This window comes from Humibacillus xanthopallidus, assembly GCF_006717145.1.
Taxonomy (GTDB): domain Bacteria; phylum Actinomycetota; class Actinomycetes; order Actinomycetales; family Dermatophilaceae; genus Humibacillus; species Humibacillus xanthopallidus.
This window is the reverse complement of record NZ_VFQF01000002.1, coordinates 1,335,212-1,361,045: the sequence shown is the minus strand read 5'-3', so window position 1 is coordinate 1,361,045 and position 25,834 is coordinate 1,335,212. Positions and strand designations below refer to the sequence as shown.

General features: G+C 70.6%; 19 protein-coding genes. 6 read left to right on the top strand and 13 right to left on the bottom strand.

All coding sequences use genetic code 11. The features are described 5' to 3' along the window. The first annotated feature begins 40 nt into the window (after positions 1-40). On the top strand, positions 41-1,753 hold the full coding sequence (locus FHX52_RS16975; protein WP_141823468.1) for a fumarate hydratase: 1,713 nt from the start codon (positions 41-43) through the stop codon (positions 1,751-1,753). Between the two features lie 14 nt (positions 1,754-1,767). After that, on the top strand, positions 1,768-2,283 hold the full coding sequence (locus FHX52_RS16970; protein WP_141823467.1) for a beta-class carbonic anhydrase: 516 nt from the start codon (positions 1,768-1,770) through the stop codon (positions 2,281-2,283). A gap of 262 nt (positions 2,284-2,545) precedes the next feature. Here the strand turns inward: FHX52_RS16970 and FHX52_RS16965 are convergent, their stop codons facing one another. The 3 genes from FHX52_RS16965 to glmM all read right to left on the bottom strand — a co-directional run bounded on the left by FHX52_RS16965 (position 2,546) and on the right by glmM (position 7,210). Beyond that, entirely contained in the window at positions 2,546-3,724 is a 1,179-nt protein-coding gene (locus FHX52_RS16965) for a low temperature requirement protein A (protein WP_246070071.1), read from the bottom strand. A 95-nt stretch (positions 3,725-3,819) separates the two neighbouring features. Continuing rightward, positions 3,820-5,736, bottom strand: a complete 1,917-nt coding sequence (locus tag FHX52_RS16960) for an amino acid permease (RefSeq protein ID WP_141823760.1) — start codon at positions 5,734-5,736, stop codon at positions 3,820-3,822. Between the two features lie 127 nt (positions 5,737-5,863). After that, complete coding sequence (gene glmM, locus FHX52_RS16955) at positions 5,864-7,210, bottom strand: phosphoglucosamine mutase (protein ID WP_141823466.1); 1,347 nt, start codon at positions 7,208-7,210, stop codon at positions 5,864-5,866. 269 nt (positions 7,211-7,479) lie between these two features. Here glmM and FHX52_RS16950 point away from each other — a divergent pair, with 269 nt between their 5' ends. After that, positions 7,480-8,661 (top strand): hypothetical protein, encoded by a 1,182-nt coding sequence (locus tag FHX52_RS16950; RefSeq protein WP_246070068.1) that lies wholly within the window; start codon positions 7,480-7,482, stop codon positions 8,659-8,661. A gap of 100 nt (positions 8,662-8,761) precedes the next feature. Here the strand turns inward: FHX52_RS16950 and rpsI are convergent, their stop codons facing one another. Next, positions 8,762-9,268 (bottom strand): 30S ribosomal protein S9, encoded by a 507-nt coding sequence (gene rpsI, locus FHX52_RS16945; protein ID WP_141823465.1) that lies wholly within the window; start codon positions 9,266-9,268, stop codon positions 8,762-8,764. A 35-nt stretch (positions 9,269-9,303) separates the two neighbouring features. After that, positions 9,304-9,747: a 50S ribosomal protein L13 gene (rplM, locus tag FHX52_RS16940; protein ID WP_026864111.1), complete on the bottom strand. Its 444-nt coding sequence runs from the start codon at positions 9,745-9,747 to the stop codon at positions 9,304-9,306. A 286-nt stretch (positions 9,748-10,033) separates the two neighbouring features. Here rplM and FHX52_RS16935 point away from each other — a divergent pair, with 286 nt between their 5' ends. Next, a complete protein-coding gene (locus FHX52_RS16935; protein ID WP_141823464.1) occupies positions 10,034-10,669 on the top strand; it encodes a winged helix-turn-helix domain-containing protein in 636 nt (211 codons plus the stop codon). Then, the gene (locus tag FHX52_RS16930; protein ID WP_141823463.1) at positions 10,669-11,976 is read left to right on the top strand and encodes an MFS transporter; all 1,308 of its coding nucleotides are present in this window, start codon (positions 10,669-10,671) and stop codon (positions 11,974-11,976) included. Before FHX52_RS16935 ends, FHX52_RS16930 begins: the two co-directional genes overlap by 1 nt. A 188-nt stretch (positions 11,977-12,164) precedes the next feature. Here FHX52_RS16930 and FHX52_RS16925 read toward each other — a convergent pair whose 3' ends face one another. From FHX52_RS16925 to FHX52_RS16910, 4 genes are all read right to left on the bottom strand, one after another. Further along, positions 12,165-13,103, bottom strand: a complete 939-nt coding sequence (locus FHX52_RS16925) for an aldo/keto reductase (protein ID WP_141823758.1) — start codon at positions 13,101-13,103, stop codon at positions 12,165-12,167. Between the two features lie 84 nt (positions 13,104-13,187). Beyond that, on the bottom strand, positions 13,188-13,532 hold the full coding sequence (locus FHX52_RS16920; protein ID WP_185747339.1) for a hypothetical protein: 345 nt from the start codon (positions 13,530-13,532) through the stop codon (positions 13,188-13,190). A gap of 228 nt (positions 13,533-13,760) precedes the next feature. Next, entirely contained in the window at positions 13,761-19,595 is a 5,835-nt protein-coding gene (pulA, locus tag FHX52_RS16915; RefSeq protein WP_141823461.1) for a pullulanase-type alpha-1,6-glucosidase, read from the bottom strand. A gap of 267 nt (positions 19,596-19,862) precedes the next feature. After that, complete coding sequence (locus FHX52_RS16910; protein ID WP_141823460.1) at positions 19,863-21,074, bottom strand: MerR family transcriptional regulator; 1,212 nt, start codon at positions 21,072-21,074, stop codon at positions 19,863-19,865. Between the two features lie 199 nt (positions 21,075-21,273). Here FHX52_RS16910 and FHX52_RS16905 point away from each other — a divergent pair, with 199 nt between their 5' ends. Beyond that, entirely contained in the window at positions 21,274-21,555 is a 282-nt protein-coding gene (locus FHX52_RS16905; RefSeq protein WP_141823459.1) for a WhiB family transcriptional regulator, read from the top strand. Positions 21,556-21,652: 97 nt separating this feature from the next. Here the strand turns inward: FHX52_RS16905 and FHX52_RS16900 are convergent, their stop codons facing one another. From FHX52_RS16900 to FHX52_RS16885, 4 genes are all read right to left on the bottom strand, one after another. Then, positions 21,653-22,183 (bottom strand): YbaK/EbsC family protein, encoded by a 531-nt coding sequence (locus FHX52_RS16900; RefSeq protein WP_141823458.1) that lies wholly within the window; start codon positions 22,181-22,183, stop codon positions 21,653-21,655. A 130-nt stretch (positions 22,184-22,313) separates the two neighbouring features. Beyond that, positions 22,314-23,381 carry an NAD(P)H-dependent flavin oxidoreductase gene (locus tag FHX52_RS16895; protein WP_141823457.1) on the bottom strand — a complete coding sequence of 356 codons (1,068 nt, stop codon included), beginning with the start codon at positions 23,379-23,381 and terminating at the stop codon, positions 22,314-22,316. A 31-nt stretch (positions 23,382-23,412) separates the two neighbouring features. Further along, positions 23,413-25,095 carry an ABC-F family ATP-binding cassette domain-containing protein gene (locus FHX52_RS16890; RefSeq protein ID WP_141823757.1) on the bottom strand — a complete coding sequence of 561 codons (1,683 nt, stop codon included), beginning with the start codon at positions 25,093-25,095 and terminating at the stop codon, positions 23,413-23,415. Positions 25,096-25,165: 70 nt separating this feature from the next. Then, positions 25,166-25,834 carry a hypothetical protein gene (locus FHX52_RS16885; protein ID WP_141823456.1) on the bottom strand — a complete coding sequence of 223 codons (669 nt, stop codon included), beginning with the start codon at positions 25,832-25,834 and terminating at the stop codon, positions 25,166-25,168.

Here is a 25,834-nt window from a genome sequence, read left to right as displayed (position 1 = left end):
CCTCACCTTCGAGCCCACCCGTGATCGCAAGGAGCGTGTCGTGGTCGACTTCGCCTACGAGGACCTGCTGCCGATCGGCGCCGACGAGACGCCCTACCGGCTGCTGACGACCGATGGCGTGCGCGCCGTCGAAGGGCCGGGGGGACGCACGTTCCTCGAGGTCGACCCCGAGGCGCTGCGGACGCTCACCGAGACCGCGATGCACGACATCGCCCACTACCTGCGGCCCGGCCACCTGCAGCAGCTCCGCAACATCCTCGATGACCCCGAGGCGAGCAACAACGACAAGTTCGTCGCGCTCGACCTGCTGAAGAACGCCAACATCGCCGCAGGCGGTGTCCTGCCGATGTGCCAGGACACCGGCACCGCGATCGTCATGGGCAAGCGCGGCCAGCACGTGCTCACCGCCGGCACCGACGAGCGGGCGATCAGCGAGGGCGTCTACGACGCCTACACCCGCCTCAACCTGCGCTACTCGCAGATGGCGCCGATCACGACGTGGGAGGAGAAGAACACCGGCTCCAACCTGCCCGCCCAGGTCGAGATCTACGCCGACACGCTGCCGGGCCACGAGGCTCAGTACAAGTTCCTCTTCATGGCCAAGGGTGGCGGCTCCGCCAACAAGAGCTACCTCTACCAGGAGACCAAGGCGATCCTCAACGAGGACGCGATGATGCGCTTCCTCGACGAGAAGCTCCGCTCGCTCGGCACGGCCGCGTGCCCGCCCTACCACCTCGCCATCGTCATCGGTGGCACGAGCGCCGAGTTCGCCCTCAAGACAGCGAAGTACGCGTCAGCGAAGTACCTCGACACCCTCCCCAAGTCGGGCTCGATGACGGCCCACGGCTTCCGCGACACCGAGCTCGAGGAGAAGGTGCTCGAGCTGACCCGACAGTTCGGCATCGGTGCGCAGTTCGGCGGCAAGTACTTCTGCCACGACGTGCGCGTCGTACGGCTCCCCCGCCACGGCGCGAGTCTGCCTGTCGCCATTGCCGTCTCGTGCTCCGCCGACCGGCAGGTGCTCGGCAAGATCACCGCCGAGGGCGTCTTCATCGAGCAGCTCGAGACCGATCCGGCGCGCTTCCTGCCCGACGCGGGCGCCGTCGACCTCGGCGAGCACGAGGACGACGCCATGGGCGTCAGCTCGATCAGCAAGAACGTCGTCGTCAAGGTCGACCTCACCCAGCCGATGGACGACATCCTCGCCGAGCTGTCGAAGCACCCGGTCAAGACGCGCCTGTCGCTCACCGGTCCACTCGTCGTCGCTCGCGACATCGCGCACGCCAAGATCAAGGAGCGCCTCGACGCGGGCGAGCCGATGCCGCAGTACCTCAAGGACCACCCGGTCTACTACGCCGGCCCCGCCAAGACCCCCGCAGGTATGCCGTCCGGCTCGTTCGGGCCCACGACCGCGGGCCGCATGGACTCCTACGTCGACCAGTTCCAGGCAGCGGGCGGTTCCAAGGTGATGCTTGCCAAGGGCAACCGCAGCAAGCAGGTCACCGACGCCTGCGCCGCCCACGGCGGCTTCTACCTCGGCTCGATCGGCGGCCCGGCCGCCCGCCTCGCCCAGGATTGCATCAAGCACGTCGAGGTGCTCGAGTACGAGGAGCTCGGCATGGAGGCGGTCTGGAAGATCGACGTCGAGGACTTCCCCGCCTTCATCGTCGTCGACGACAAGGGCAACGACTTCTTCGCCGAGGTGAGCAAGCCGATGGCCTTCACGATCTCCAAGCGACCAGGGCTCCAGTGACCGAAAGGACAGCAATGACCGAGAACTCCACTGCCGGAAGGGGTTTCGACGACCTCCTCGCCGCCAACCGTGCGTACGCCGAGGCCTTCGACCTGTCGGGCTTCGACGGCATCGCCAAGGCCGGCGTCGCGATCGTCACGTGCATGGACTCGCGCATCGACCCGCTGCGTCTCGTCGGCCTCGAGCCCGGCGACGCCAAGATCTTCCGCAACCCCGGCGGCCGCGTCGGCAGTGACGCCCTCGAGGCTCTCGTCCTCGCCACCCACCTGCTCAATGTCGACCGCATCCTCGTCGTGCCCCACACCCGGTGTGCCATGGCGTCGAACTCCGAGGCCGTGCTCCGCGAGCGGGTCGGTGCGAGTGCCGGCAAGGACGCGTCGTGGATGACGTTCCACGCCATCGCCGACCAGGAGCGGGCGCTGCGCGAGGACCTCGCCCGAGTGCGCACGCACCCCCTCATCGCGAAGGGCGTCGAGAGCGCCGGCTTCATCTACGACGTCGACACCGGCCTCCTGCGCCGGGTCGACTGACCGAATCGAGAGAGCACGTCGTCGGCCCCCACCAATCGAAAGAGCAATCCGTCGGCTCCCCCAATCGAAAGAGCAATCCGTCGGCTCCCCCAATCGAAAGAGCAATCCGTCGGCTCCCCCAATCGAAAGAGCAATCCGTCGCCCACCTGTGTGAACCCGCGCGGTCCCACGGTCAGGGCGACGGATTGCTCTTTCGATTGCGCTGCGGGAAGTCTGCCGCGCAGCCTACGAACTGCTCTTTCGATCGGGGGAGGTCGGCGCGTCAGCCAGCGCTGACGGTGTCGCGCTCCGACCAGACGTGCTGGGCGACGGCGAGGGCGAGCAGGATCCCGACGAGCAGCACCGTGGCCCCGACCGAGGTGATCACCGCCGCGATCCCGATCGCCACGGCTCCCACGACACCGCCGATGACGCGTTCGCGTCGCTCGCCGTCGATGGCTGCGTGCAGCACGGCGAGCGACCAGACGTACACGGCGACCGACGCTGCGAAGGCAAGCCCCACGACCCGTGCGGTGGTGTGGGCATCACCCTGCACGACGTCGACGGCGGCCGCGAGCGCCGCTCCGGTCGCCGCGACCGACGCGAAGATGACGTAGTGGCCGTATCCGGCGGCGAATGTGACGCGGGTCGAGCCCTCGAAGAGCACGGCGTGGTCACGCTTGAAGTAGAGCCACCACATCGAGAAGACCGTCAACAGCCCGCCGACGATGACGAGGACGAGCCCGGGCTGGCGCCCCTGCCCCAGCGCACCCTGGACGGCCTGGACCGATGCGAGGATCACCTCCCCCAGCACGATGATCGTGAGCAGTGCATAGCGCTCGGCGATGTGGTGCGGGTGGAAGGGCGTCACCCCGTGGCGTTCGGCCAGCACCGGCACGAGCAGCTCCAGCGCCACGAGGAGCCAGAAGGTCGTCATGAGGACGGCCTGGCCGTCTAGGACGAGCCGACCGATCCACAGCACCTGGACGCTGGCGATCCCCACGGCATACCAGAGCGCCGTGCGCCGGCCCTCCGGATGGTTGGCCGCGGCCCGCAGCCACATCGCGACCATCGCGAAGCGCATGACGGCATACCCCGCCACGACGAGGGTGGACTGGCCCGTCGCGAAGAGCGCGGGCGTGCCTGCGGCGAGCAGGAGCGAGCCCGACATGATCGCGAAGGTCAGCAGGCGATAGACGACGTCGTCGCAGTCGTAGGCCGAGGCGAACCACGTGTAGTTCATCCAGGCCCACCAGATGGCGAAGAAGACCATGAGGAAGCCGAGGAGGTCTCCGAGGTGGCCCTCCGCGAGACCGTGGTGCCACCCCGCCGCTGCGCTGGCGATGGCCACGACGAAGACGAGGTCGAAGAAGAGCTCGAGCGGGGTCGCGACCCGGTGCGACTCGTGGGGGTCACGAGGCTGCATACGGCGACGGAAGGGCACGACGTTGACGTGACTCACGGGGAGGAGTCTGCCAGCCCCCTCGACGCCGACGGAGTGCTCTCTCGACTGCGAGGGAGTCGCGACCGAGGCCGACGGAGTGCGCTTTCGATTGCTCAGCCGGCGACGTGGATCTGCGGGCGGCGGGTGTCGTCGGGCTCGGCGAGCCGGAGGATCTCGTGGGTCAGCGGCGGCACGTCGCCCTCCCCCGCGATGAGGAAGCGCAGCGCGTTCTCGCCCGGCCCCTTCTGGCTCCACTCGAAGTAGGCGTGGGGCGGGGCCGGCATGCGGTCGCGCACGTCGAGCAGGATCGCGGCGAGGACGTTGGGCACCGAGGGTCCGGTCGCCCGGAGCACCCGGTAGTCGTCGACGACGTTGGCCGTGACCGCGACCGAGGTCTCGAAGTCGCTCGCGTCGCTGATCTGCACCTCGAGGAAGATCGCGCCGGGTGCACTGAGGTGGTTGCTCGACCGCACGACCATGAGCTTGTTGCGGTACTCGTCCTCGTCGCCGGCCTGGCGCTTGTTGGCGATGAAGCGCACCGGCTGCAGCCCCACGGCGGCCTCCGCGAGCAGGGTCAGCGCCGCGTCGTCGTAGGTGACCTGCTGCACCCGCAGCTCCGTCGAGCGGGCGATCCGCGACCAGACGCTGATGACGACGATGATCGCGATGAAGATCGAGGCGATGATGAGACCGCCCGGCCGCTCGATGACCGTCACGCCGAAGGTGTAGATGAAGATGGCGCTGACGACCGCGAAGAACGCACCGGTGCGGTGGTGGCCACGCCGCCACTCCGTGAGGAAGACCGCGATCGCGGCCGAGGTCATGAGCGCGAGCACGCCCGTCGCATACGCCCCCGCCTGGGCGTCGACGCTCGCGCCGAAGGCCAGCGTGACCACGGCGGCGATGAACGACAGGACGAGCACCAGCGGACGCGTCGAACGGGCCCAGTCGGGCGCCATGCCGTAGCGCGGGAGGTAGCGGGGCACGATGTTGAGCAGCCCCGCCATGGCGGACGCGCCGGCGAACCACAGGATGCCGATCGTCGAGGCGTCGTAGATCGTTCCGAAGCCGTCGCCGAAGAGCCCGTGGGCGAGGTAGGCGAGGGCTCGGCCGTTCGCCTCACCACCGGGCTCGAACTGCTCGTGCGGAATGAGCAGCGTCGTGACGAGCGAGCTGCCGATGAGCATGACGCTCATGATGAGGGCGGCCGCGGTGAGCAGCTTCTTCGTGTTGCGGATGCGGCCCGTGGGCACCTCCTCGGTGTCCGTCGGGTCGCCCTTGACGAGCGGCATGACGACGACGCCGGTCTCGAAGCCCGAGAGGCCTAGCGCCAGAGCCGGGAAGACGAGCAGCGCCGCGCCGATGATGCCGAACGGTGCGGAGTGCTCAAGCGTCATGGCGTGCGTCCAGTCGCCCAGCAGGCTCGGGTGCCCCACGACGTCGACCGCGGCCCGGCCGATGACGACGAGGCTCAGCCCGAGGTAGAGCACGACGAGTACGACCGCGACCCCGATGGCCTCCTTGAAGCCCTTGAGGAAGACGGCCGCGAGCAGGACGAGCAGCAGCAGCGTCACCGGCACCTGGCGCCCGCTCAGCGAGTCGTGCAGGAAGGGGTTCTCCATGAGGTGCGCCGTCGCGTCGGCCGCGGACAGCGTGATCGTGATGATGAAGCCCGTCGCGACGAAGCCGATGAGCGAGAGCACGAGCACCTTGCTCGGCCAGTAGGCGAGCAGGCGCTCGAGCATCGAGAGGCTGCCGTCGCCGTGCGGGCTCTCCGTCGCCACGCGGCGATACATCGGCAGCGCGGCGAAGAGCGTGATGAGCACGAGCACGAGCGTGGCGATCGGCGAGAGCGCCCCCGCGGCGAGCGCCGCGATGCCCGGCTGGTAGCCGAGCGTCGAGAAGTAGTCGACACCGGTCAGGCACATGACCCGCCACCACGGCTGCACGTGACGGTTCGCGACCGCCTCGCGCTCGCCCTCGTAGTAGCCGCCCGGGTCAGGCTCCTCCGCATCCAGGAACCAGCGCATGAACGGGGTACGAGCCCCTCGGGTCACAGTCACGGGGGAGAACTCTAGGCGCCCGGGCGCCCCGACTCACATTCGTGCCGGTGGGCGGGCCACCCCGTTGCCGTATGCCGTCCGGCGCGGCTCTGCGTCAGAGCGCGAGCTCGGAGCGCACGACCCCCACGAGGCGGTCGGCGACGGCCCGTGCCTGGTCGGTGTCGGCGGCCTCGACCATGACCCGCACGACGGGCTCGGTGCCTGACTTGCGCAGCAGCACCCGGCCGCTCTCGCCGAGCTCGGTCTCGGCCGTGCGCACGGCGTCTGCGACCGCGACGTTGTGCTCGAGGGCGCCCTTGTCGACGTCCTTGACGTTGACGAGCACCTGCGGGAAGCGCGTCATGACGCTCGCGAGGTCGGCGAGGGGCCGGCCCGTGGCGGCCACCCGCGAGGCGAGCATGAGCCCGGTGAGCGTGCCGTCACCGGTCGTGCCGTGGTCGAGCATGACGACGTGGCCCGACTGCTCGCCGCCGAGGGTGAATCCCCCGTCGCGCATGCCCTCGAGGACGTAGCGGTCGCCGACGGCCGTCTGGAGCACCTTGATGCCGTGGCTGCCGAGGGCCTGGATCATGCCGAGGTTGGACATCACCGTGGCGACGAGCGTGTCTCCCGGCAGCGTGCCGTGCTCCTTGAAGGCCACCGCGAGGATGGCCATGATCTGGTCGCCGTCGACGAGACGCCCGGTCGCGTCGACCGCGAGGCACCGGTCGGCGTCGCCGTCGAGGGCGATGCCGAGGTCGGCGCCCGTCTCGACGACGGCGGCCTGGAGCGGCTCGATGTGCGTCGAGCCATAGCCGTCGTTGATGTTGAGGCCGTCGGGTTCGCCGCCGATGAGGGTGACGCGGGCGCCGGCTTCGCGGAAGGCCCGGGGGGCGACCTCGGAGGCTGCACCGTGGGCGGCGTCGATGACGACGTGCAGGCCCTCGAGCCGGTGCGGGAGCACCGACAGCAGGTGCGCGACGTAGCGGTCGGCCCCGTCGGTGAGGCGTGTGATGCGCCCGACGTCAGCCCCGGTCGGGCGGTCCCACTCCTCGCGCAGACGAGCCTCGATGCGGTCCTCGAGGTCGTCTGCGAGCTTGTGGCCGCCTCGGGCGAAGAACTTGATGCCGTTGTCGGGCATGGGGTTGTGCGACGCGGAGAGCATGGCCCCGAGGTCGGCGTCCTGCTCGGCGACGAGATAGGCGATGGCCGGGGTCGGCAGCACACCGGCGTCGCGCACGTCGACGCCTGCCGATGCCAGACCCGCCACGGTCGCCGCGGCGAGGAACTCGCCCGAAGCCCTCGGGTCGCGCCCGACGACGGCGACGGGACGGTGACCGTTGAAGGCGCCCACCTCGGCGAGCACGTGGGCCGCTGCGACCGAGAGGTCGAGGGCGAGCTCTGCCGTGATGTCCTGGTTTGCCACACCACGGACGCCGTCCGTGCCGAAGAGTCGAGCCACGCTGGTGTGCCTTCCCGATGAGGCGCCTCGGATGGCCGCCCGGATCATGTGCTCGGACGACGATACCCCCACCGCACCTCGGAGCCACCTCGGCGGCCCGTGGGAGCAGCCTGTGGGTCGAAACGCACATTCGGGGCGCCGCTAGACACTTCAGCCCATGGCGCACCCCGGAAACTGGCAGGTTGCACACATCCCATCCCCAGACGGACGGCATGACGATGAGCGCATTCCCCCGCGCCCGTGGCGGGATCTCTTCGGGAAGGACCTTCATGAGCTCTCGATCCCGGCGGCTGGCTGCTGTCACCGTCACCGCCTGCACCGCCCTGTCGATGGCAGCGACCCTGACAGCGACCCTCGCCACCACCGCCTCCGCCGCACCGGCGAGCACCGGCAGCACCTCCGCGACGGCTGGGTCAGGTGGCGTCACCAACCCCTACTCCCCCGCCTACGGCCACCCCTACCGCCACGGCGCCGTCCCGACCCGCGAGCTCAACACCCAGATGCACCGCTGGGAGGCCCAGACCAAGGGAGCCAGGCCGACCTCGTCCAAGACGCTCTCCTACGGTGGCGGCGTCGACGGCATCGGCGTGACGAGCGGGGGTGCCGAGAAGGTCTACCTCGTGTTCTACGGCACCCAGTGGGGCACCCAGGGCACCGACAGCGCAGGCAACCTCACCTTCACCGGGGACACCAAGAAGGGAGCGCCCTTGGTCCAGAACCTCTTCAAGGGCCTCGGCACCGGAGGCGAGGCGTGGTCCGGCGTCATGACGCAGTACTGCGACGGACCCTCGGTCGCCAAGGGCGCCACGTCCTGCCCGTCCGGCGCATCCCACGTGCTCTACCCGACGGGCGGAGCCCTCGCGGGCGTCTGGTACGACTCCTCGGTCGCCTCACCGTCCCAGGCCACGGCCAAGCAGCTCGGTGACGAGGCCGTGAAGGCGGCAGGCCACTTCAAGAACACCGACTCGACGCTCAACCGCGACGCGCAGTACGTCATCCTCTCGCCCACCAGCACGCACCCCGACGGCTTCAACACCGCGAGCGGCAACTTCTGCGCATGGCACGACTACAACGGCGACCCCTACGTCGGCTCGACGAGCCCCTACGGCGACATCGCCTTCACCAACATGCCCTACGTCATGGACATGGGCACGAGCTGCGGCCAGAACTTCGTCAACGGCGGCACGGCCGGCACCGACGACGGCTACACGATCGTCGAGGGGCACGAGTACGCCGAGACGATCACCGACCAGAACCCGGCCGGCGGCTGGACGAACACGACGTCGCGCACCTACTCCGGCCAGGAGAACGCCGACGAGTGCGCGTGGATCTCGCCCGGGAGCGCCGGAGGTGCGGGCAACGTCTCGACGACCACCGGCAGCTTCGCGATGCAGGCGACGTGGTCGAACGACACCAACCGGTGCGACCTCAGCCACGCCACGGTGAGCTGACGGGGCACTGACCCCGCCTGACGGCATACGTCATCGGGAAACGACGAAGGCCCCCGAGCAGTGCTCGGGGGCCTTCGCGCAACCTGCGGGGGCAGCCAGGTCAGCGCTTGCTGTACTGGGGAGCCTTGCGGGCCTTCTTGAGACCGGCCTTCTTGCGCTCCGGGACGCGGGGGTCACGGGTGAGGAAGCCGGCCTTCTTGAGGGCGGGACGGTTGAGCTCCTCGTCGATGCCGTTGAGCGAGCGGGCGACGCCGAGGCGCACCGCGCCGGCCTGGCCGGAGGGGCCACCACCGTGGACGCGCACGAGCACGTCGTACGAGCCGTCGAGCTCGAGGAGCGTCAGCGGCTCCTTGACGATCTGCTGGTGCACCTTGTTCGGGAAGTAGCTGTCGAGCGTGCGGCCGTTGATCTTCCACTCGCCGGTGCCCGGGACGATGCGCACGCGGGCGATGGCCTGCTTGCGTCGGCCGGTGGCGGCGCCGGGGGTCGAGACCTCGCGGGTGCGCCGCGCCTCGCCCAGAGCGGAGTCGGACGAGGACTCACTGGTGTACTCGGTGAGCTCGGGCTCGTCGGTGTCGAGGACGTCCTCGTTCACGATGTCAGTCACGTGTCTTGTCGCTTTCTACGCAGCAGCCGCGGGGCTTACTGCGCCACCTGGGTGATCTCGAAGGGGACGGGCTGCTGGGCCGCGTGAGGGTGCTCCGCGCCGCGGTAGACCTTGAGCTTGGAGAGCTGCTGGCGGGCCAGCGAGTTCTTCGGGAGCATGCCGCGGATGGCCTTCTCGACGGCCTTCTCGGGGCTCTTGGCGAGCAGCTCGGTGTAGGAGGTGGACCGCAGACCGCCCGGGAAGCCCGAGTGGCGGTAGGCCTTCTTCTGCTCGAGCTTGGCGCCGGTCAGGGCGACCTTCTCGGCGTTGATGATGATGACGAAGTCACCGGTGTCGACGTGCGGGGCGAACTGCGGCTTGTGCTTGCCGCGGAGCAGCACGGCCGCCTGGCTGGCGAGCCGGCCGAGCACGACGTCGGTCGCGTCGATGACGTGCCACGTGCGAGTGACCTCGCCGGGCTTCGGGGTGTACGTGCGCAATGGAGTCTGCCTTCGTTGCTGGTGTGGTCGAGCTGGTGTGTATGCCGTGTGGCCGGGCCCGCGCCGATCGTCCGTCTCGCTCCGGCTGGGTCAGCCTGGAGGTCGGGAGGCGGGGCGCTCGCTTGCCGGTGTGGCACAACAGTGATCAAGTTTACGGGTCGGGCACGTCGCGCCCAAATCGGTGTGAGGACCCTGCGAATGCTGCCCTGACCTGCGGAGATGCGCTCCGGTGACGTTCGTGCACAAGTCTTGTGCAAACGAAGTGTGCAGAGGTATTGTGCACAGTATGGCTGCACGCGACACCTCTGGACCCCCTCTTCCCCCGCCCGGGCAGGGGTCTGACGACGACAACCTCTGGCTCACGCCCGAGAGCCTGCGGGTGCTCGCCCACCCCCTGCGCTCACGCCTACTGGGGGCGCTGCGGCGGGGCGGGCCGGCGACGGCCACCGACCTCGCGGCGACCCTCGGCACCAACTCGGGCGCCACGAGCTACCACCTGCGCAAGCTCGAGTCCGTGGGCCTCGTGCGCGACACCGAGGAGGGCGAGGGCAAGCGGCGGCTGTGGCGGGCCGCGTCCGAGTACCACTCGTGGCACCCGAGCGACTTCGACGGCGACGAGGACTCCGAGACCGCCCTCAACTGGCTGACCCGCGACTACGCGAGGCACTTCAGCGAGCAGTACGACAAGTGGCTCGACGTCTCGACGACCTGGCCGACCGACTGGCAGGACGCGTGCGGCTCGAGCGACGCCTCGGTGCTCGTCACGGCCGAGGCGCTCGAAGAGCTGCGCGCCGAGATGTGGGAGCTCATCGAGCGCTATCGCCGCGTCGGGCAGGGCAACCCGCAGGCCCGACGCATCGCGGTCTACGCCTTCGCCTACCCCCTCGACCTCGACCGGCCCCCGACACGGGGATCCCGCTGATGTCCGCCGAGCACGGGTATGCCGTCCTGTCCCCCGCCGCGGCACGCCGGGTCTTCCTCACGCTGAGCTTCACCCGCTGGTTCCCGGTCGGGCTCGTCGTCGGCCTGCTCACCCTCTGGCAGCTCGAGCGTGGGCTCTCGGTGGCGCAGTCGCTGACGGTCTCGTCGGCGGCAGGACTCACGGTCTTCTTCCTCGAGCTGCCGACGAGCGGCTTCGCCGACGCGTTCGGCCGGCGGCCGGTCTTCATCACTGCGGCGGCCGTCAACGTCGCGTCGAGTGCGGTGCTCATCGTGGCGCAGTCCTTCTGGGCCTTCCTCGCGGCGGCAGTGCTCACGGGGGTCTTCCGGGCGCTCGACTCCGGGCCCCTCGAGGCGTGGTTCGTCGACACGGTGCACGCCTCGACGCCGGGAGCCGACGTCGACGGGTCGCTCGCAGCCCAGGGCACCGTGCTCGGGTCGAGCATCGCGGCCGGAGCCCTCGTCTCGGGGGCGCTCGTCTGGTGGCACCCCTTCACCGGCGCCTCGGCCCTGCTGCTGCCGGTGGTCGTCTTCGTGGTCCTCAACGTCGTGCACCTCGTTGCGACCGTCGCGCTGCTCAAGGAGCCCCGGCCGCGGGCCGACTCCTCAGGGCTCCGGAGGGCGACGGCCTCGGCGAAGGAGGCGCCGGCCGTGGTGCGTGACGGGCTGGGGCTGCTGCGCTCGAACCGGGTGCTTCGCGGCATCATCGTCGTCGAGGTCTTCTGGTCGGTCGCGATGATCGTCTTCGAGACCTTCCAGCCGATCCGGCTCGCCGAGCTCGTCGGCGGCGAGGAGCGGGCCGGAGCCATCATGGGCCCGGTCGCGGCCGGAGGCTGGGCGGTCTTCGCCGTCGGCGCCGCGCTCGCCGGCTGGACGAGCCGCCGGGTCGGCGTGGCCCGCACCGCGATCCTGGCGCGCGTGCTCAACGGCCTCGGCGCCCTCGTCATGGGGCTCGTGGCCGGCCCGGCCGCGCTCATCGCCGCCTACTCGGTGACCTACCTGCTGCACGGCTCCGGTGGGCCGATGCACGCCGCCCTGCTGCACCGCGAGGCCAGAGCCGGCAACCGCGCCACGGTGCTGTCGATGAACTCCATGGTCGCCTTCGCGGCGTTCGGGGTGTGCGCGCCGCTGCTCGGCCTGCTCGCCGAGCAGACCTCGACGCAGGTCGCCATGGTGGCCGCCGGGGCGGTGAGCATCGTCGGCGCGCTCTTCTACCTCCCCGCCCGCCGCGCCGAGCGGAAGCACGCCGTCCTCCCCCGGACCAGCGGCGCCGTCATCCCGGTCGAGTGATCGGCCGTCACAGTCGAGTGGCCCCGCCGTCAAAGCCACCCCCTGGGCCCCCAGCCACTCACCTCCGAACCGCCAACACACCGAGCAATCACCAACTCCGCGAGGCATACCGCGCGGAGTTGGTGATTGCTCGGTGTGTTGCGCAACGGGAGCGCGGCGCTGCCCAGCGGCAGCACCCAATGCGCGGGTCAGGGTTGCTGGGTGATCTCGTCGAGGGCGGCGAGGTCGGAGACGCTGGGCTGCCACGAGCCGGCGCGCACGTTGTCGAGCACCTGCTCGGCCGTGGTCGCCCCGGCGATGACCGACGCCACGGCCGGTTGGGCCGCGAGCCCACCGATGGCGACGTCGATGGGGCGCAGACCCCGCTCGGCGGCATACCCCTCGAGGCGCTCGATGGTGTCCCAGTCGGCGGCGTCGAGCCGCTCGCTCATCGACGCGAGCCTGCTCCCCTCGGGCGCGGCCTGGCCCCGACGGTACTTGCCGGTGAGCAGACCCGACGCGAGCGGGAAGAAGGGCAGCAGGCCGACCCCGACGTGCTCGCACGCGGGCACGAGCTCGTCCTCGACGTCGCGCTCGAGCAGGGAGTACTCGTTCTGGGCAGAGACGAAGCGCTCGGTGCCGGCGCTGCGGGCGGTCCAGTCGGCGTCGACGACCTGCCAGCCCGTCAGGTTGCTGCTGCCGATGTAGCGCACCTTGCCCTCGCGCACGAGCTCGTCGAGCGCGGCGAGGGTCTCGCCGATCGGCGTGTGCGGGTCGGGACGGTGCAGCTGGTAGAGGTCGATCCAGTCGGTGCCGAGCCGGCGAAGGCTCGCCTCGACGGCTGTGCGGATGTAGCGCCGCGAGCCGCGCACACCCCAGTCGGGCCCGTTGGCGCCCTGCATGTCCATGCCGAACTTCGTTGCCACCACGACGTTCTCGCGCTGCTTGCCAAGAGCCACCCCGAGCAGCTCCTCACTCGCACCGAGTCCGTAGATGTCGGCTGTGTCGAAGAGCGTGACGCCCGCGTCGAGCGCCGCGCTGACGACCGCGGTCGTGCCCTCCTGGTCGAGGCGTCGCCCGAAGTTGTTGCAGCCCAACCCGACCGCCGAGACGGTGAGGCCGCTGTCGCCGAGCTGTCGATAGGTCATGTCGTTCGTCGCACGTGTCGTCACCCGACCAACGTATGCCGCCTCGTCACCTCGCGACAGATGGGGGCCTGACGCTCCGCGGCCTCAGACCGGCCGGGCGCAGGTCTGCGGCTCGGTGACCCGGCGGGCGAGCCCGAATCCGGCGAGGGCGAGCGCGAGAGAGGCGGTGCCCCCGTCGTGCGACGAGGTCAGCGCGAGCCAGGCGCCGCCGACGGCAGCCAGCCCCCCGACGGCCGCGCACGGCCCGCAGCCGAAGTGCACGTGCAGGCCCTCCCCCGGCAGCGGCACGAAGGTCGCCAGCGCAGCCGAGGCCGCGGCGAGCGCTCCGAGCGTGACGACCGACCAGAGCGGCTGGGTGGCGAACGCCCAGCCCGGCCCCACCCCGACGAGCAGGACGAGCGCGGCCAGGACGCCGAGTCCTGACCACACGCGGCGCACAGGCCACCTGCCCGGTGCAGAGACGGCCACGCGGGAGTTCGCGTCACCGAGCCGAGGCGCCTGCGAGAGGCCCCTCACCAGCGGACCTCGGCGTCGGGCACCCGGGATCGGTCTGAGACGGCAGGCACGTCGACCTCTGGCATACCCCTAAGGGTATAGCACGGCCCTCGACTCCCGGGAGACCGGGAGCCGAGGGCCGTGTGAGCCAGCCGAGCAGCCTCAGTTCGGCTGGACGAAGACGGCCACCGTGCGTGCCGGCACCGTGAGGGCGCCCGTGCCGGCGTCGTATGCCGCCTGCTTGACGACGCTGTCGGCGCCGTTCGCCTGCACCGGGCTGAGGCGCACCTGCCCGGTGAGGCCTGCCACCTTCTGCGAGACCGACGACGGCGTCGCGTTGAACACCACGACCGCGCCGCGCAGGGCGGGGTCGACGTCGGCGCCCACGGTGTCGTCGATGCGCATGACGATGACACCTTGGTGAGCGTCGGCCGTGCCCGACACCGGGAAGCTGACCTTGGCGTTGATCGCCGCGGCGCTGCCCAGGCGGAAGAGCGGCGAGCTGAAGCGCAGCTTGAGCAGGTCCTCCGCCATCGCGCTCGCCTGCTTGACGTCACTCGCGGCCGGCTTGAGGGCCGGGTTCGCGAGCAGCGGCTTCATGAACGACCACTTCGCGGAGTTCTGCGCCTCGGGCGGCAGCCCGTGGCCGAAGCCGTTGTCGACGCCCGTCCAGTCGAGCCGGTTGAACCAGTCGCCGCTGTCGTAGCTGTCGCGGTTCAGCGACTTGCTGCGCAGCAGGTCGGCGCCCGCGTGCCAGAACGACGGCGTCTGCGCGAGAGCGGTCGTCGCGAGCGACAGGGTGTTCATGCGCACCCGGTCCTTCATCGTCGTCGCGACGGGCAGCTTGTACGTCAGCGAGTCGAAGAGCGTCTCGTTGTCGTGCGCGTCGACGTAGCTGATGACCTCGTCGGGCTCGTCGGCGTAGCCGGCCGGCGACCCGTTGTAGTCGACCTGGGTGCCCTTGACGACCGACCCGCTTGCCTGGCTGCGGAAGGTGAAGGTCCGCAGGTTGCCCGCGAGACCGAGCTGCACGAGGTCGGTGTCGTGGGCCAGTCGCCCGGCCGCGTCGACGTTGACGGGCTTGCCGTCCTTGTCGACCGCGCCGTTGTCGTCGGTCGCCTCGCCGGAGCCGAAGCCCTGCTTGCGCGGGTCCTCGTCGAACGGTCCACCGCCGCGCACGGCGTCACGGAGCCGGTCGCTGAAGGTCCCGATGCCGGTGCCGCCGAGCTGGCCCTGCGTCGCCTGGACGAACAGCGCGTTGTTCGCGACCTCGCCGAAGTTCCAGCCCTCGCCGTAGAGGTAGATGGCCTTGCCGTCGACCCCGTCCTTCTGGGGGGTGAGGGCGTCGAGGGCCGATCGCACGGCAAGCATGTTGGCCTTGCTGTGGTGACCCATGAGGTCGAAGCGGAAGCCGTCGACCTTGTAGTCCCTGGCCCACATGACGACCGAGTCGACCATGAGCTTCTGCGCCATCGCGTGCTCGGTGGCGACGTTCTGGCAGCACGTCGAGGTCTCGACGGCGCCCATCGCGTTGAGCCGCTGGTAGTAGCCGGGCACGACCTTGTCGAGCACCGACTTGTCGGCCTGGCCCGAGGCCGCCGTGTGGTTGAAGACCTCGTCGAGCACGACCCGCAGGCCGTCCTCGTGGAGGGCACCGACCATCGTGCGGAACTCCGCGACCCGCGAACCGCCATCTGCCGCAGCGGCGCTCGACGCATACGAGCCGTCCGGCACGCTGTAGTGGTAGGGGTCGTAGCCCCAGTTGAAGGCGTCCTTGCTCGCCACGGCACCGACGCACTTCTGCTGCTCGGTGCTGTCCGGGGCGTAGGACGCGAGGTCGCACTGCGGCGTCTGCTGCTTGGCCGGGTCCTCCTCGATCGAGGCGATGTCGAAGCTCGGCAGCAGGTGCACCGTGTTGAGGCCCGCCTTGGCGAGTTCCTTGAGGTGCGTGCGGCCGTCGCCGTTCTCGGCGAACGCGAGGTAGCTGCCGCGCTTGGCGGCCGGCACCTTGGCATCGCTCATCGAGTAGTCACGGATGTGCAGCTCGTAGATCGTCGAGTCGACGTCCTTCGCGAGCGCCGGCGCCTTGGCCGTGCGCCACGCCGAGGGCATGTATGCCGTGTCCTTGAGGTCCACCGCCACCGACCTTGTCGAGTTCAGCGTCAGCGCAACGGAGTTCGGGTCGGTGACGAGGTTGGTCTCGACCTTGCCGGTGCTCGGTGCGTAGACCTTGACCTCGAAGAGGTAGCGCACGTTCCTGGCCGAGGACGGCAGAGACGCCGACCACGAGCCGTCGTCGGCGCGGGTCATCGCCACGCGCCGGGCAGCGCTCGCAGGCTGGTCGGGCGAGCCCGCCGGCCAGGTGAGCAGTGTCGCGGACTGGGCGGTCGGGGCCCACAGGCTGAAGCCGACCTTGCCACCCGTGAAGCTGACGCCGTAGGAGCGGGTCGCTGCCTTCGCGGCATACAGGCTGTCGAGGGCGATCGCGGTCTGTGCGCCGGTCGCGTCGAGCAGCTTGCCCGTGGAGTCGTACATCGCGACCGCCACCTGGCCCTTGAGGATCTCGGGCAGCTGCTTCGCCGTCCTCTGGTCGAGGCGCAGAGCGACGGCTCCCTTGAGCTCGGGGTGCGCCGCGACGAGCGAGGCGGGCAGCCCAGCGGGGTCGCGGGTGAGCGACGCGACGGATCCGCCGGTCACGGCCTCGGCGTCGACGGCGAGACCGCCGTCAGCCGACCAGTGCAGCCGCCACTTCAGCGTGGCCGGGTCGACTCCCGCAGGCAGGGCCGAGGCCGGCCAGGCCACGAGGTCGGGGCCGACGATGAACGCCTTGGCCTTCGTCAGGTCGGGAGCAGCCCCGGCCTTGGAGGTCTTGACGGTGACTGTGTGGTCCGACGTCTTGTACGTGATCGTCGTGACGACGCCGTCCGCCGGCACCGAGAAGGCGACGTTGTTGGCCGGGTAGGACTCGTTCCAGCTCAGGCCGACCGCGACCTTGAACTCGTAGTTGCCGGCCGGGATCTGGTCGGTGCTGAAGGTGTAGGTGCCGTCACCGTCGGGGTCCTGCAGCCACGAGCGCATGCAGTCCGGCGCCCAGTCTCCCGGGCAGCCGAGCTCGCTCTGGAAGCTGCCGGGCGCCGTGATGATCGGGCCCTGCGCGGTGCTCGTCACCCAGTGGGTGCGGTGGTCGTAGTAGAACGTGACCGAGCCGCCCGGGGCCTTGTAGGCGATGTTGCCGCCGTTGGAGACTGCGCCGGCCCCGTAGTTCTCGTCCCACTTCTTGTTGATCGCGGCCTTGTACTCGTAGTCGCCGGCCGGGATGGTGTAGGTGCCCTTCCAGATCTCGTCCTTGGCGTCGAGCGTGAGCTGCGCCTGGGAGCAGTCGGGCTGCCAGTCACCCGGGCACCCCATCTCCGAGTTGTGGTTGCCGGGGACGCTGACGTTCTGCGGCTGGGTGACGGGGCCGACGCCGCCGCCCCCGCCACCACCGGAGGTCTGCGGCTCGCCGACGATGCCGTAGGTCGAGGTCGCGGAGACCCGGCCGGAGATGTCCTTGGCCACCATCCGGTACTCGAGCAGGGTGCCCTTGGCCATGCCACTGACGTCGTGGAAGACGCGGTAGGGGGCGTTGTCGTCGGTGCCGATCGGCGTCCACGTGCTCGTGCCGACCGGACGGTAGAGGAAGCTGACCTCGGCGAAGGTGTTGGCGGGCACGGCGGCGCCGATCTCGGCGCGACCACCGACGACGCCACCGGCGCTCGGCGAGGTCGGGTAGATGGCGGGGGCCGCCGGCGACGCGGTCATCGTCGCGTTCGCCCGGTAGACGGCGACCGACAGCGGCGGCAGCGTGACGGTCACGCGGCCGGCCTTGTCGGCGCGCAGGTCGCCCGAGCCGCCGAGCAGCGGAACGAACTTCGCGCCGGCCGAGAACGTCTCGAAGGTCGCCGACTTCGCGCTCGTCGCGTTGTTCGTCGCGACGACGTACTCGCGCTTGGCCGACTTGTCGATGCGGCTGAAGGCGTAGATGCCGGCTGCGTCGGAGGCGTAGCGGTGGATCTGCGCGCCGTCGGCGAGCGCCGGGTGGGCCTGGCGCAGGGCCGCGAGCTGCTTGATGTGCTGGTAGAGCGGAACGCTCGTCGAGTAGTGCGCCCCGTCGCCCTGGAGGTCAGGGCTGCCGATGACGACGTCGTCCTGGTAGATGGAGGTCTTCGAGCCGAACATGTCCTGACGGGCGCGCTTGTCGTCGAACCCGCTTGCCGGACCGGTGAAGCCCTGCTCGTCGCCGTAGTAGACGACCGGGTTGCCGCGCGTGAGGAACATCAGGGAGTTCGCGAGCTCGGTGCGGTCGAGGAGGTTCTTGCGCTGGGCGGCGTCTGCGTTGTCGTAGCTGCCGCCGAGCAGCATCGCCCCGATGCGGCCCATGTCGTGGTTGCCGAGGAAGGTCGGCAGCTCGTAGGCGTTCGAGTCGGTGTCGGTGTAGTAGTCGTCACCCGCGAAGAGGTCACGCACCCCGGTGGTCGCCTTGCCCTGGGCGAAGCCGAGCGCCGCGCTCTGGAAGCCGAAGTCGAGGGTCGCCGGCAGCTTGCCGGTCGTCGTGAACTGGCTCATGTAGGCCGGGTTGCTGTCGAAGACCTCGCCGAACATGTTGAAGCCGGGCTTGCCGATCTCCTTGGCGTGCTTCAGGATCGCCGGCGAGAAGGACTGCCAGAACTGCATGTTGACGTGCTTGACCGTGTCGATGCGAAAGCCGTCGATGCCGAAGTCGACCCAGCTCTTGTAGATGTCCTCCATGCCGGTGACGACGTCGGAGCGCTCGGTGAAGAGGTCGTCGAGACCGACGAAGTCACCGTAGCTCGAGGACTCGCCGGCGAAGGTCGAGTCGCCGCGGTTGTGGTACATCGTCGGGTCGTTGAGCCAGGCCGGCACCTTGACGGTCTTGTCGGCGTCGGTGCGGAAGACCGGCTTGTACGGGAAGGACGTGGCCGCCGACAGCGGGGGGAAGCAGTCGGGGTATGCCGCCTGGGTCCCTGCGCACATCGGCTTGCCCGCCACCGTGGCGTCGTCGAAGACGGTGCCGTCGGCCGCCTTGTAGGGCGCGGTCTCCTTGGAGATGTAGCCGTGCTTGCCGCCCTCGTAGTCGACGACGTCGGCGGTGTGGTTGGTGATGATGTCGAAGTAGACCTTCATCCCCTTGGCGTGCGCCGCGGCGATGAGGGCCTTCATCTCGGCATTGGTGCCGAGGTGCGGGTCGATCTGGGTGAAGTCGGTGACCCAGTAGCCGTGGTAGCCCGCGCTCGCGTCGGAGCCGCTGCCCTGCACGGGGCGGTTCTTGAAGGACGGCGTCAGCCAGATGGCGGTCGTGCCGAGACCCTTGATGTAGTCGAGCTTCTGCGTGACGCCCTTGAGGTCACCACCGTGGTAGAACCCCGCGTCGGTGGGGTCGTAGCCCGTCTCGAGACGGCTGCCGGTGAGGCCGCCCTGGTCGTTGCCCGAGTCGCCGTTGGCGAAGCGGTCGGCCATGACGAAGTAGAAGCGCTCCCGCGTCGCGAGCTCACGCAGCGCGGCCGTGGCGAGCTTGGCGTCGGCGGGCGTCGCCGGTCCCGCGAGCTCGAGCGGGGTGATGCCGATGGCGTGCGTCGCGTCGTCGTAGGTGAACTTCAGCTTCGCGGTGCCGCCCAGCACGAGGGGCACGTTGCCGCTGCCCTGGCCATAGCTCTCGTCCCACGAGTGGTTGATCGCGACCTTGAGCTCGTAGGAGCCCTTCGGCAGGGTGAACACCTGCGAGTACGTCGTCGTGTCGCCCTCGCGGATGAGGTCGGTCGCCGTGCAGGTGGGCTGCCAGTCACCCGGGCAGCCGAGCTCGTCCTGGAGCGAGCCGACGAGGGTCGCGGTGCGGGCCGGCTCCGCGGCCCGGGCCGCCGTGCCGGTGATCGGCACCGCCAGTCCGGCAAGGACCAGGGCGGTGAGGCTGACGGCGGTCGTGGCCGGGCGACGGCGCATGCGCACTCCTTCGTGCAGGGCGTGGTGCAGGGGCTGGCCGGACACCCTGGAGGCGCACCGACCAGAGGGAACCGTATCCCCCCTTTTGCACCATGCGCCAGATCTGGCTGCAAGAATTTTCAGAAGTGGCGCACTTCTTGCGTTCTTGTCAGCGCTGCCTTGCACCGAAACCGCAAGAGCGCCGCCATGGCTGGATCGTTGCGGCCGTGCGACCGCCTCCGCCGCATCCATTCCGCCATGGCGTGGTGGTGGCGGCTCGACCTCCGGTCAGGGTCGCGCGACGGGCACGATCTGCCCCACGGCCGTGCCGAGGTCCGTCGCGTGCACCACCGAGGCCGAGCCGCGGAGCCCGGTCACCTCGGGCGGCCAGCCGGGGCCGCCGATGACGACGGTGAGCGGCCAGTCGAGGCTTTCGACCATCTCCCACAGCGGCTCTGTCGGCAGCCGCCGCAGCGACGCCCAGATGAAGACCGCCGGCGGACGCGCCCGGTCGAGCGCCTTCGCCAGGGCTCGGACAGGCACCCGGGGTCCGAGGAGCAGGCTCGACACGCCGTGCCGGGCGAGCTCCGCCTCGACGGCGAGCAGGGGCAGGTGGTGCTGCTCGTCGTCGGCGCTGCCGAGGAGCACCGGCGTGCCTGACATGCGGAAGCGGTTGGCCCGCACGACCCCGCGCAGCTCGCCCTGGAGCAGCTCGCTCGCAAGGTGCTCGGACTCGATGCCGAGGGACCCCTCGCCCCAGCGCTCGCCGATGGCGCGCAGTGACGGGGCGAAGACTCCCGACCAGGCGTCGGCGAAGTCGAGGCGGCGCAACGTCTGGCGGTAGAGGTGCAGCAGGCCGGTGGCGTCGAGCTCGCGCGCTGCCGAGAGGATCGCATCGACCGTGCCCTCGTCGGTGGCCGCCCCGCCCGCCAGCGCGGCAGCCCGCACCGGCCCGAAGACGCTCTCGATGCCCTCATCCGCCGCGTCGTCGTCGAGGACCCCGCCCACCGACTCTCGTGCCGCCCGCGCCGCGGACGACTCGGGCGCGCCGCCGTCGGCAGTGGATCCGAGGCGACGCGCGACCTCCTCGGGCGGCATGGCCGTCACGCTCTCGGCGGCGGCCTGGGCGGGGATGCCTGCGGCAGTGAGACGTGTCATGAGCTGGACGCGCTGCAGGTCGACCGGGCCGTAGCGCCGGTGGTTCCCACCCGTGCGGTGCGTGGGGCCGAGGCCGTAGCGCCGCTCCCACGAGCGCAGGGTCGAGGTCGAGACCCCGAGCCGGTCGGCGACCGCGCCCACCGGCCAGCTGAGCACCGGCACGTCGTCACGGGCAGTCGGAGCTGCGCTGCCGGCGCCTGGCCCCTCGACACCGCCGGCTCGGCCACCCTCGGACTCCACGGCGCCCTCGTCGACGGGCCGTGCGGCATACCTCGGGGGCTGCAGTCGCCCCCCGTGCTCGTGGTGCTGCCCGTCGCGCGCTCCACCCACGTCGTCAGTCATCCCTCATCACCACTCCTGCGCTCGCCGGCGGGGATCCTCGGACGGCACGACTGTGCGACCCGATTCTCTGCAGGCAGAGCCCACAATAAACTTGCGCAGCCATCTTGTGCAATGGCACGAGTTCTGCGTAAGTTCAGTGCACAAGATCACTGCACAACTTCAGCGCAGGGTCGCCGCTCCGGATCACGTGGAGGAAGCCATGACCGTCACTCGTCTCCCCCGGCCCGTCTACAGCTCGTACGAGTGGCAGGAGCAGGGCCTGTGCCGCGGCAAGGACGCCGAGCAGTTCTTCGTGGACGACCCCGACATGGGTCAGATCCAGCGCCGCGAGCAGACCGAGGCCGCGAAGGCCATCTGCAGCGAGTGCCCCGTCGCCCGCGCCTGCCTCGAGCACGCGATGCGCGTTCCCGAGACCTTCGGCATCTGGGGTGGCACCACCGCCTCCGAGCGGTCCCGCCTCCTGTGGGACGTTGCAGGCTGACCGGGGCTGACCGGGGCTGACCGGGGCTGACCGGGGCTGACCGGACTGACCCAGCTGACCGACACGCATGACGCCGGGGGCCCGAGCCGTCCCCGGCTCAGGTCATGGCGAGCTCGAGCACCACGGCGCCCGGCAGGTCGGCGAGCGCCGAGCCGTGCACGAGCAGCTTCGCCCCCCGCACTCCTGCGCCGATGACGACCGGCCCCGCCGCGACGACCCTCGCGTCGACGAGCACCGGCCAGCCCTCGGGCAGCCCGACCGGCGTGATGCCTCCCTGCTGCATCCCGGTCAGTTCCTGCGCCCGAGCCTGGTCGGCGAACGAGATCTTGCGGACGCCGAGGTGACGCCGCACGACGCGGTTGATGTCGGCCCGGTCAGTCGCGAGCACCATGACTGCCGCGAGCGTCACCTCCTCACCACGACGGCCCTCCACGACGACACAGTTGGCCGAGGCCTCCGGAGCGACGTCGTAGGCCGCGCAGAAGGCCGCCGTGTCGGCGAGCTCCGCATCGATCTCGGCGACTCGCGCTCCCACCACCTGGTCGAGCGCCGCCGCGACGGGCTCGGCGAGCAGGTGGGGGCGGTCGGTGGCGAGCTGCCACGTGAGGTTTCCTTGGGCTGAGGGCATGGGCCACACCGTATGCCGCCGGGCCCGCCCGCGGGGCACTCTCCTCCGGTCGGATGGCGCGACCCGTGCACCGCGTAGCCGAGGCCCAGGACCCAGCGTCGACGGGCCAGCGCTCAGCGGGCTCGCGCGCTTATCGAGCCAACCCGGCGACGACGGTCGCGGCCGGCACAGCTCGGGCGGCACGCCAGCCGGTGCCGGCCCACAGCGCCACGACGTCGGGCTTGTCCGCCTGCGCCGATGCCCGTCGCAGCGGCACGGTCACGTGGTGCAGCTCGGGGTAGGCCGCCGGGGCCTGCTCATCGTGCCGGCGCACGAAGTCGGTCTCGAGACAGCGCCCCAGGCGCCCGGAGAAGGCGCGGGTGACGCGCGTGCTGCCGTATGCCGCGTCGCTCAGGGCGCGGCGGTAGGCGAGGCCGGTGCCTGCCTCCGGGGTGAGCAGGAACGCCGTGCCGACCTGGACCGCGTCGGCGCCCGCCGCACGCACGGCATCGGCACGGTGACGTGTCGTGATGCCGCCCGCCGCCATGATGACGACGTCGTCACGGCCGAGGTCCCAGGCCGTCTGCCGCACCCCCTCGACGAGAGCGGCGAGGTCGGAGTCGTCCGGAACCGAGGTCGGGTCGAGGGTGCCCCGGTGACCACCGGCCTCCACGCCCTGGACGCAGAGTCCGTCGACGCCGGCCTCGAGCGCGGCTCGCGCCTCGTCGACATCGGTCACGGTGACGACGCTCTCGCTGCCGGCGCGAGCCAGCTCGCCGATGACCGCCGCAGAGGGCAGCCCGAAGGTGAAGGACACGGCCGTCACCCGCTCGCGAACGACGAGGTCGAGCTTGCGCTCCCAGTCGTCGGTGTCGCCCGGGCGCGGCTCCCCCGGCTCCACGCCGAGCGCCGCCGCGTCGGCTGCCAGCGACTCGCGGTAGGCGGCGACCGCGGAGGCGCGGTCGGCGCCCGTCAGACCGCCGGACCGGACGGCATACACGTTGGCGGTGTCGGGGACGAAGAGGTTGACCCCGAAGGGCCGCGAGGTGAGGTCCCAGACCCCCGCCACCTGCGCCGCGAGCTGCTCGGTGGTGAGGTAGCCGCCGGCGAGGAAGCCGAAGCCACCCGCCTCGCCGACGGCGGCGACGAGATCAGGGGTCGAGGCCCCGCCGGCCATCGGGGCCGCGACCACACCGGCATCGATCGAGCGCAGGGTCATCCTGCGACGCTACTCCCGCAGGAGCGCCACGTCAGCGGGGCCGCACGACCCGCTTCTCGTCCCAGACCGGCTCCGGCGACTCGTAGACCCGGCCGTCCGAGCCGAAGACGAGGTAGCGGTCGAAGCCCCGGGCGAACCAGCGGTCGTGGGTCACCGCCATGACGGTGCCCTCGAAACGGGCCAGCCCCTCCTCGAGCGCCTCGGCGGACTGGAGGTCGAGGTTGTCGGTCGGCTCGTCGAGCAGCAACAGGGTCGCCCCCGAGAGCTCGAGCAGCAGGATCTGGAAGCGGGCCTGCTGGCCGCCGGAGAGCGACTCGAACGTCTGCTCACCCGACCGAGCCAGCTCGTAGCGGTCGAGCGCGCGGGCGGCCTCCTCGCGAGGCTTGCCGTCGCGGTGCTCGTCACCGCGGTGCAGGATCTCGAGGAGGGTCCGGCCGAGCAGGGTCGGGTGCTCGTGGGTCTGGGCGAACCATCCCGGCCGCACACGCGAGCCGAGCCGGACCACTCCGGTGTGGTCGACGGCGGTCGGCCGCACGTCACCGACCGGCTGGTGCTCCCGCTCCGGATCGGTGCCGCCCGACGCGAGCAGGCGCAGGAAGTGCGACTTGCCCGAGCCGTTCGAGCCGAGGATCGCGACCCGCTCGCCGTACCAGACCTCGAGGTCGAAGGGTTTCATCAGGCCGGTGAGCTCGAGGTCCGTCGCGACGATCGCCCGCTTGGCCGTGCGACCGCCCGTGAGGCGCATCTTGACGGACTGCGTCATCGGCGTCTCCTCGGGCGGACCCGCCTGCTCGAACTTCGCCAGCCGAGTCTGGGCCGCCTGGTAGCGCGACGACATGCCGTCGTTGTACTTCGCCTTGACCTTGAGCGTCTGTACGAGGGTCTTGAGCTTGACGTGCTCCTCGTCCCAGCGGCGGCGGAGCTCCTCGAGCCGGGCGTTGCGGTCGTCGCGCGCCTGCGCGTAGGTCGAGAAGCGTCCGGGGTGCACCCAGAGGGTCGCGCCTGCCGCGCCCGGCTCGAGGGTCGCGATGCGGGTCGCCACCCGGTCGAGCAGCTCCCGGTCGTGGCTGATGAACAGCACCGTCTTGGGGCTCGTGACGAGCGCCTCCTCGAGCCAGCGCTTCGTCGGCACGTCGAGGTAGTTGTCGGGCTCGTCGAGCAGCAGCACCTCCTCGGGCCCGCGCAGGAGCGCCTCGAGGACGAGCCGCTTCTGCTCGCCGCCCGAGAGCGTCGTGACCTTGCGCCACTGCGACTGCTCGTACGGGATGCCCAGCGCCGCCATCGTGCACTGGTCCCAGATGGTCTCCTGCTCGTAGCCCCCGGCCTCGCCCCACTCGACGAGGGCGTGGGCATACGCCATCTGGTCGTCCTCGGAGTCGCGCTCCATCATGAGCATCTCGGTGCGGTCGATCTCCTCGGCTGCCTCGCGGATGCGTGTGGGAGCGACCGAGACGAGCAGGTCGCGCACCGTCGTGTCGTCGCGCACCTTGCCGATGAACTGGCGCATGACGCCGAGCCCGCCCGAGCGGGTGACCGCGCCCTCGTGCGCGTCGAGGTCGCCGGCGATGATGCGGGTCAGGGTCGTCTTGCCCGTGCCGTTCGGGCCGATGAGGGCGACCTTGGCGCCCTCGCCCACCCGCATCGAGACGTCGTTCAGGAGCGGCCTGCCGTCCGGCAGGCTGAAGGAGATGGAGTTGACGTCGACGTGGCCCACGAGGGTCAAGCCTGACGTATGCCGTGGGGGCGCGTCACGCCGTTAACGCCCGCTCGAGACGCGGCGGCGGTCACGACCACGTCCACGAGGCGAGGATCTCGTCGAGCTCGGTCATCGCGTGGTCGGCCTCCTGCTCGGCCGAGCTGAGGGTGAGCAGGTAGACCTTGCCGCCGCGGGCGAGGCCGTAGGACCGTGCAACGACCTTGACGCCGTTCTGCTCGAAGGCGGTCTGGAAACCTCGCGCCGTCGCCCCGGCGACCTGCTTGTCGGGGGTCTCGGAGACGGTGCGCCCGGCGGCACCCATCTGCTCGCGGCCCTTGGCGATCTCTGCCTCGGCGGAGGCGTCGTCACCTGCCGAGGTGAGCACGACGAGGTTGGTGCCGAAGCCCGCGACCTTGCGCGACGAGAGCAGCACTAGGTCGAGTCCCGCGATGTCGCCGGCCCGGTCGGTCGCCTCGGCCCAGGCCTCTGGGGGCACGACCCCGAAGTCGCCGGAACGGGCCCGCACGACGTCGCTCTGGGTGCTCTCCGTCGTCGTGGCGCCTGTGGGCGAGGTCGCCGGGGTGGCCGGCGTCGCCCCGGTCGAGGAGGCTGCGGCGGTGGCGGCCGTGGTCGCGGCCGGGTCCTTCGAGCAGCCGGTGAGCACGAGGGCGACGGTCAGCAGCGAGACGGCCGACCAGCGCGTGCGCGCGACCCCGCGCCCTGACCGGGAGCGGCGTCGGGGCGATCGGTCACGCAT

Excerpts from the sequence above, each read along its gene's own strand:
- FHX52_RS16970 (WP_141823467.1), top strand. The coding sequence starts at position 1,768 with ATGACCGAGAACTCCACTGCCGGAAGGGGTTTCGACGACCTCCTCGCC.
- FHX52_RS16960 (WP_141823760.1), bottom strand. The coding sequence starts at position 5,736 with ATGCGCTGGTTCCTGGATGCGGAGGAGCCTGACCCGGGCGGCTACTAC.
- FHX52_RS16950 (WP_246070068.1), top strand. The coding sequence starts at position 7,480 with ATGAGCTCTCGATCCCGGCGGCTGGCTGCTGTCACCGTCACCGCCTGC.
- FHX52_RS16935 (WP_141823464.1), top strand. The coding sequence starts at position 10,034 with ATGGCTGCACGCGACACCTCTGGACCCCCTCTTCCCCCGCCCGGGCAG.
- FHX52_RS16930 (WP_141823463.1), top strand. The coding sequence starts at position 10,669 with ATGTCCGCCGAGCACGGGTATGCCGTCCTGTCCCCCGCCGCGGCACGC.
- FHX52_RS16925 (WP_141823758.1), bottom strand. The coding sequence starts at position 13,103 with ATGACCTATCGACAGCTCGGCGACAGCGGCCTCACCGTCTCGGCGGTC.
- pulA (WP_141823461.1), bottom strand. The coding sequence starts at position 19,595 with ATGCGCCGTCGCCCGGCCACGACCGCCGTCAGCCTCACCGCCCTGGTC.
- FHX52_RS16910 (WP_141823460.1), bottom strand. The coding sequence starts at position 21,074 with ATGACTGACGACGTGGGTGGAGCGCGCGACGGGCAGCACCACGAGCAC.
- FHX52_RS16905 (WP_141823459.1), top strand. The coding sequence starts at position 21,274 with ATGACCGTCACTCGTCTCCCCCGGCCCGTCTACAGCTCGTACGAGTGG.
- FHX52_RS16900 (WP_141823458.1), bottom strand. The coding sequence starts at position 22,183 with ATGCCCTCAGCCCAAGGAAACCTCACGTGGCAGCTCGCCACCGACCGC.
- FHX52_RS16895 (WP_141823457.1), bottom strand. The coding sequence starts at position 23,381 with ATGACCCTGCGCTCGATCGATGCCGGTGTGGTCGCGGCCCCGATGGCC.
- FHX52_RS16885 (WP_141823456.1), bottom strand. The coding sequence starts at position 25,834 with ATGCGTGACCGATCGCCCCGACGCCGCTCCCGGTCAGGGCGCGGGGTC.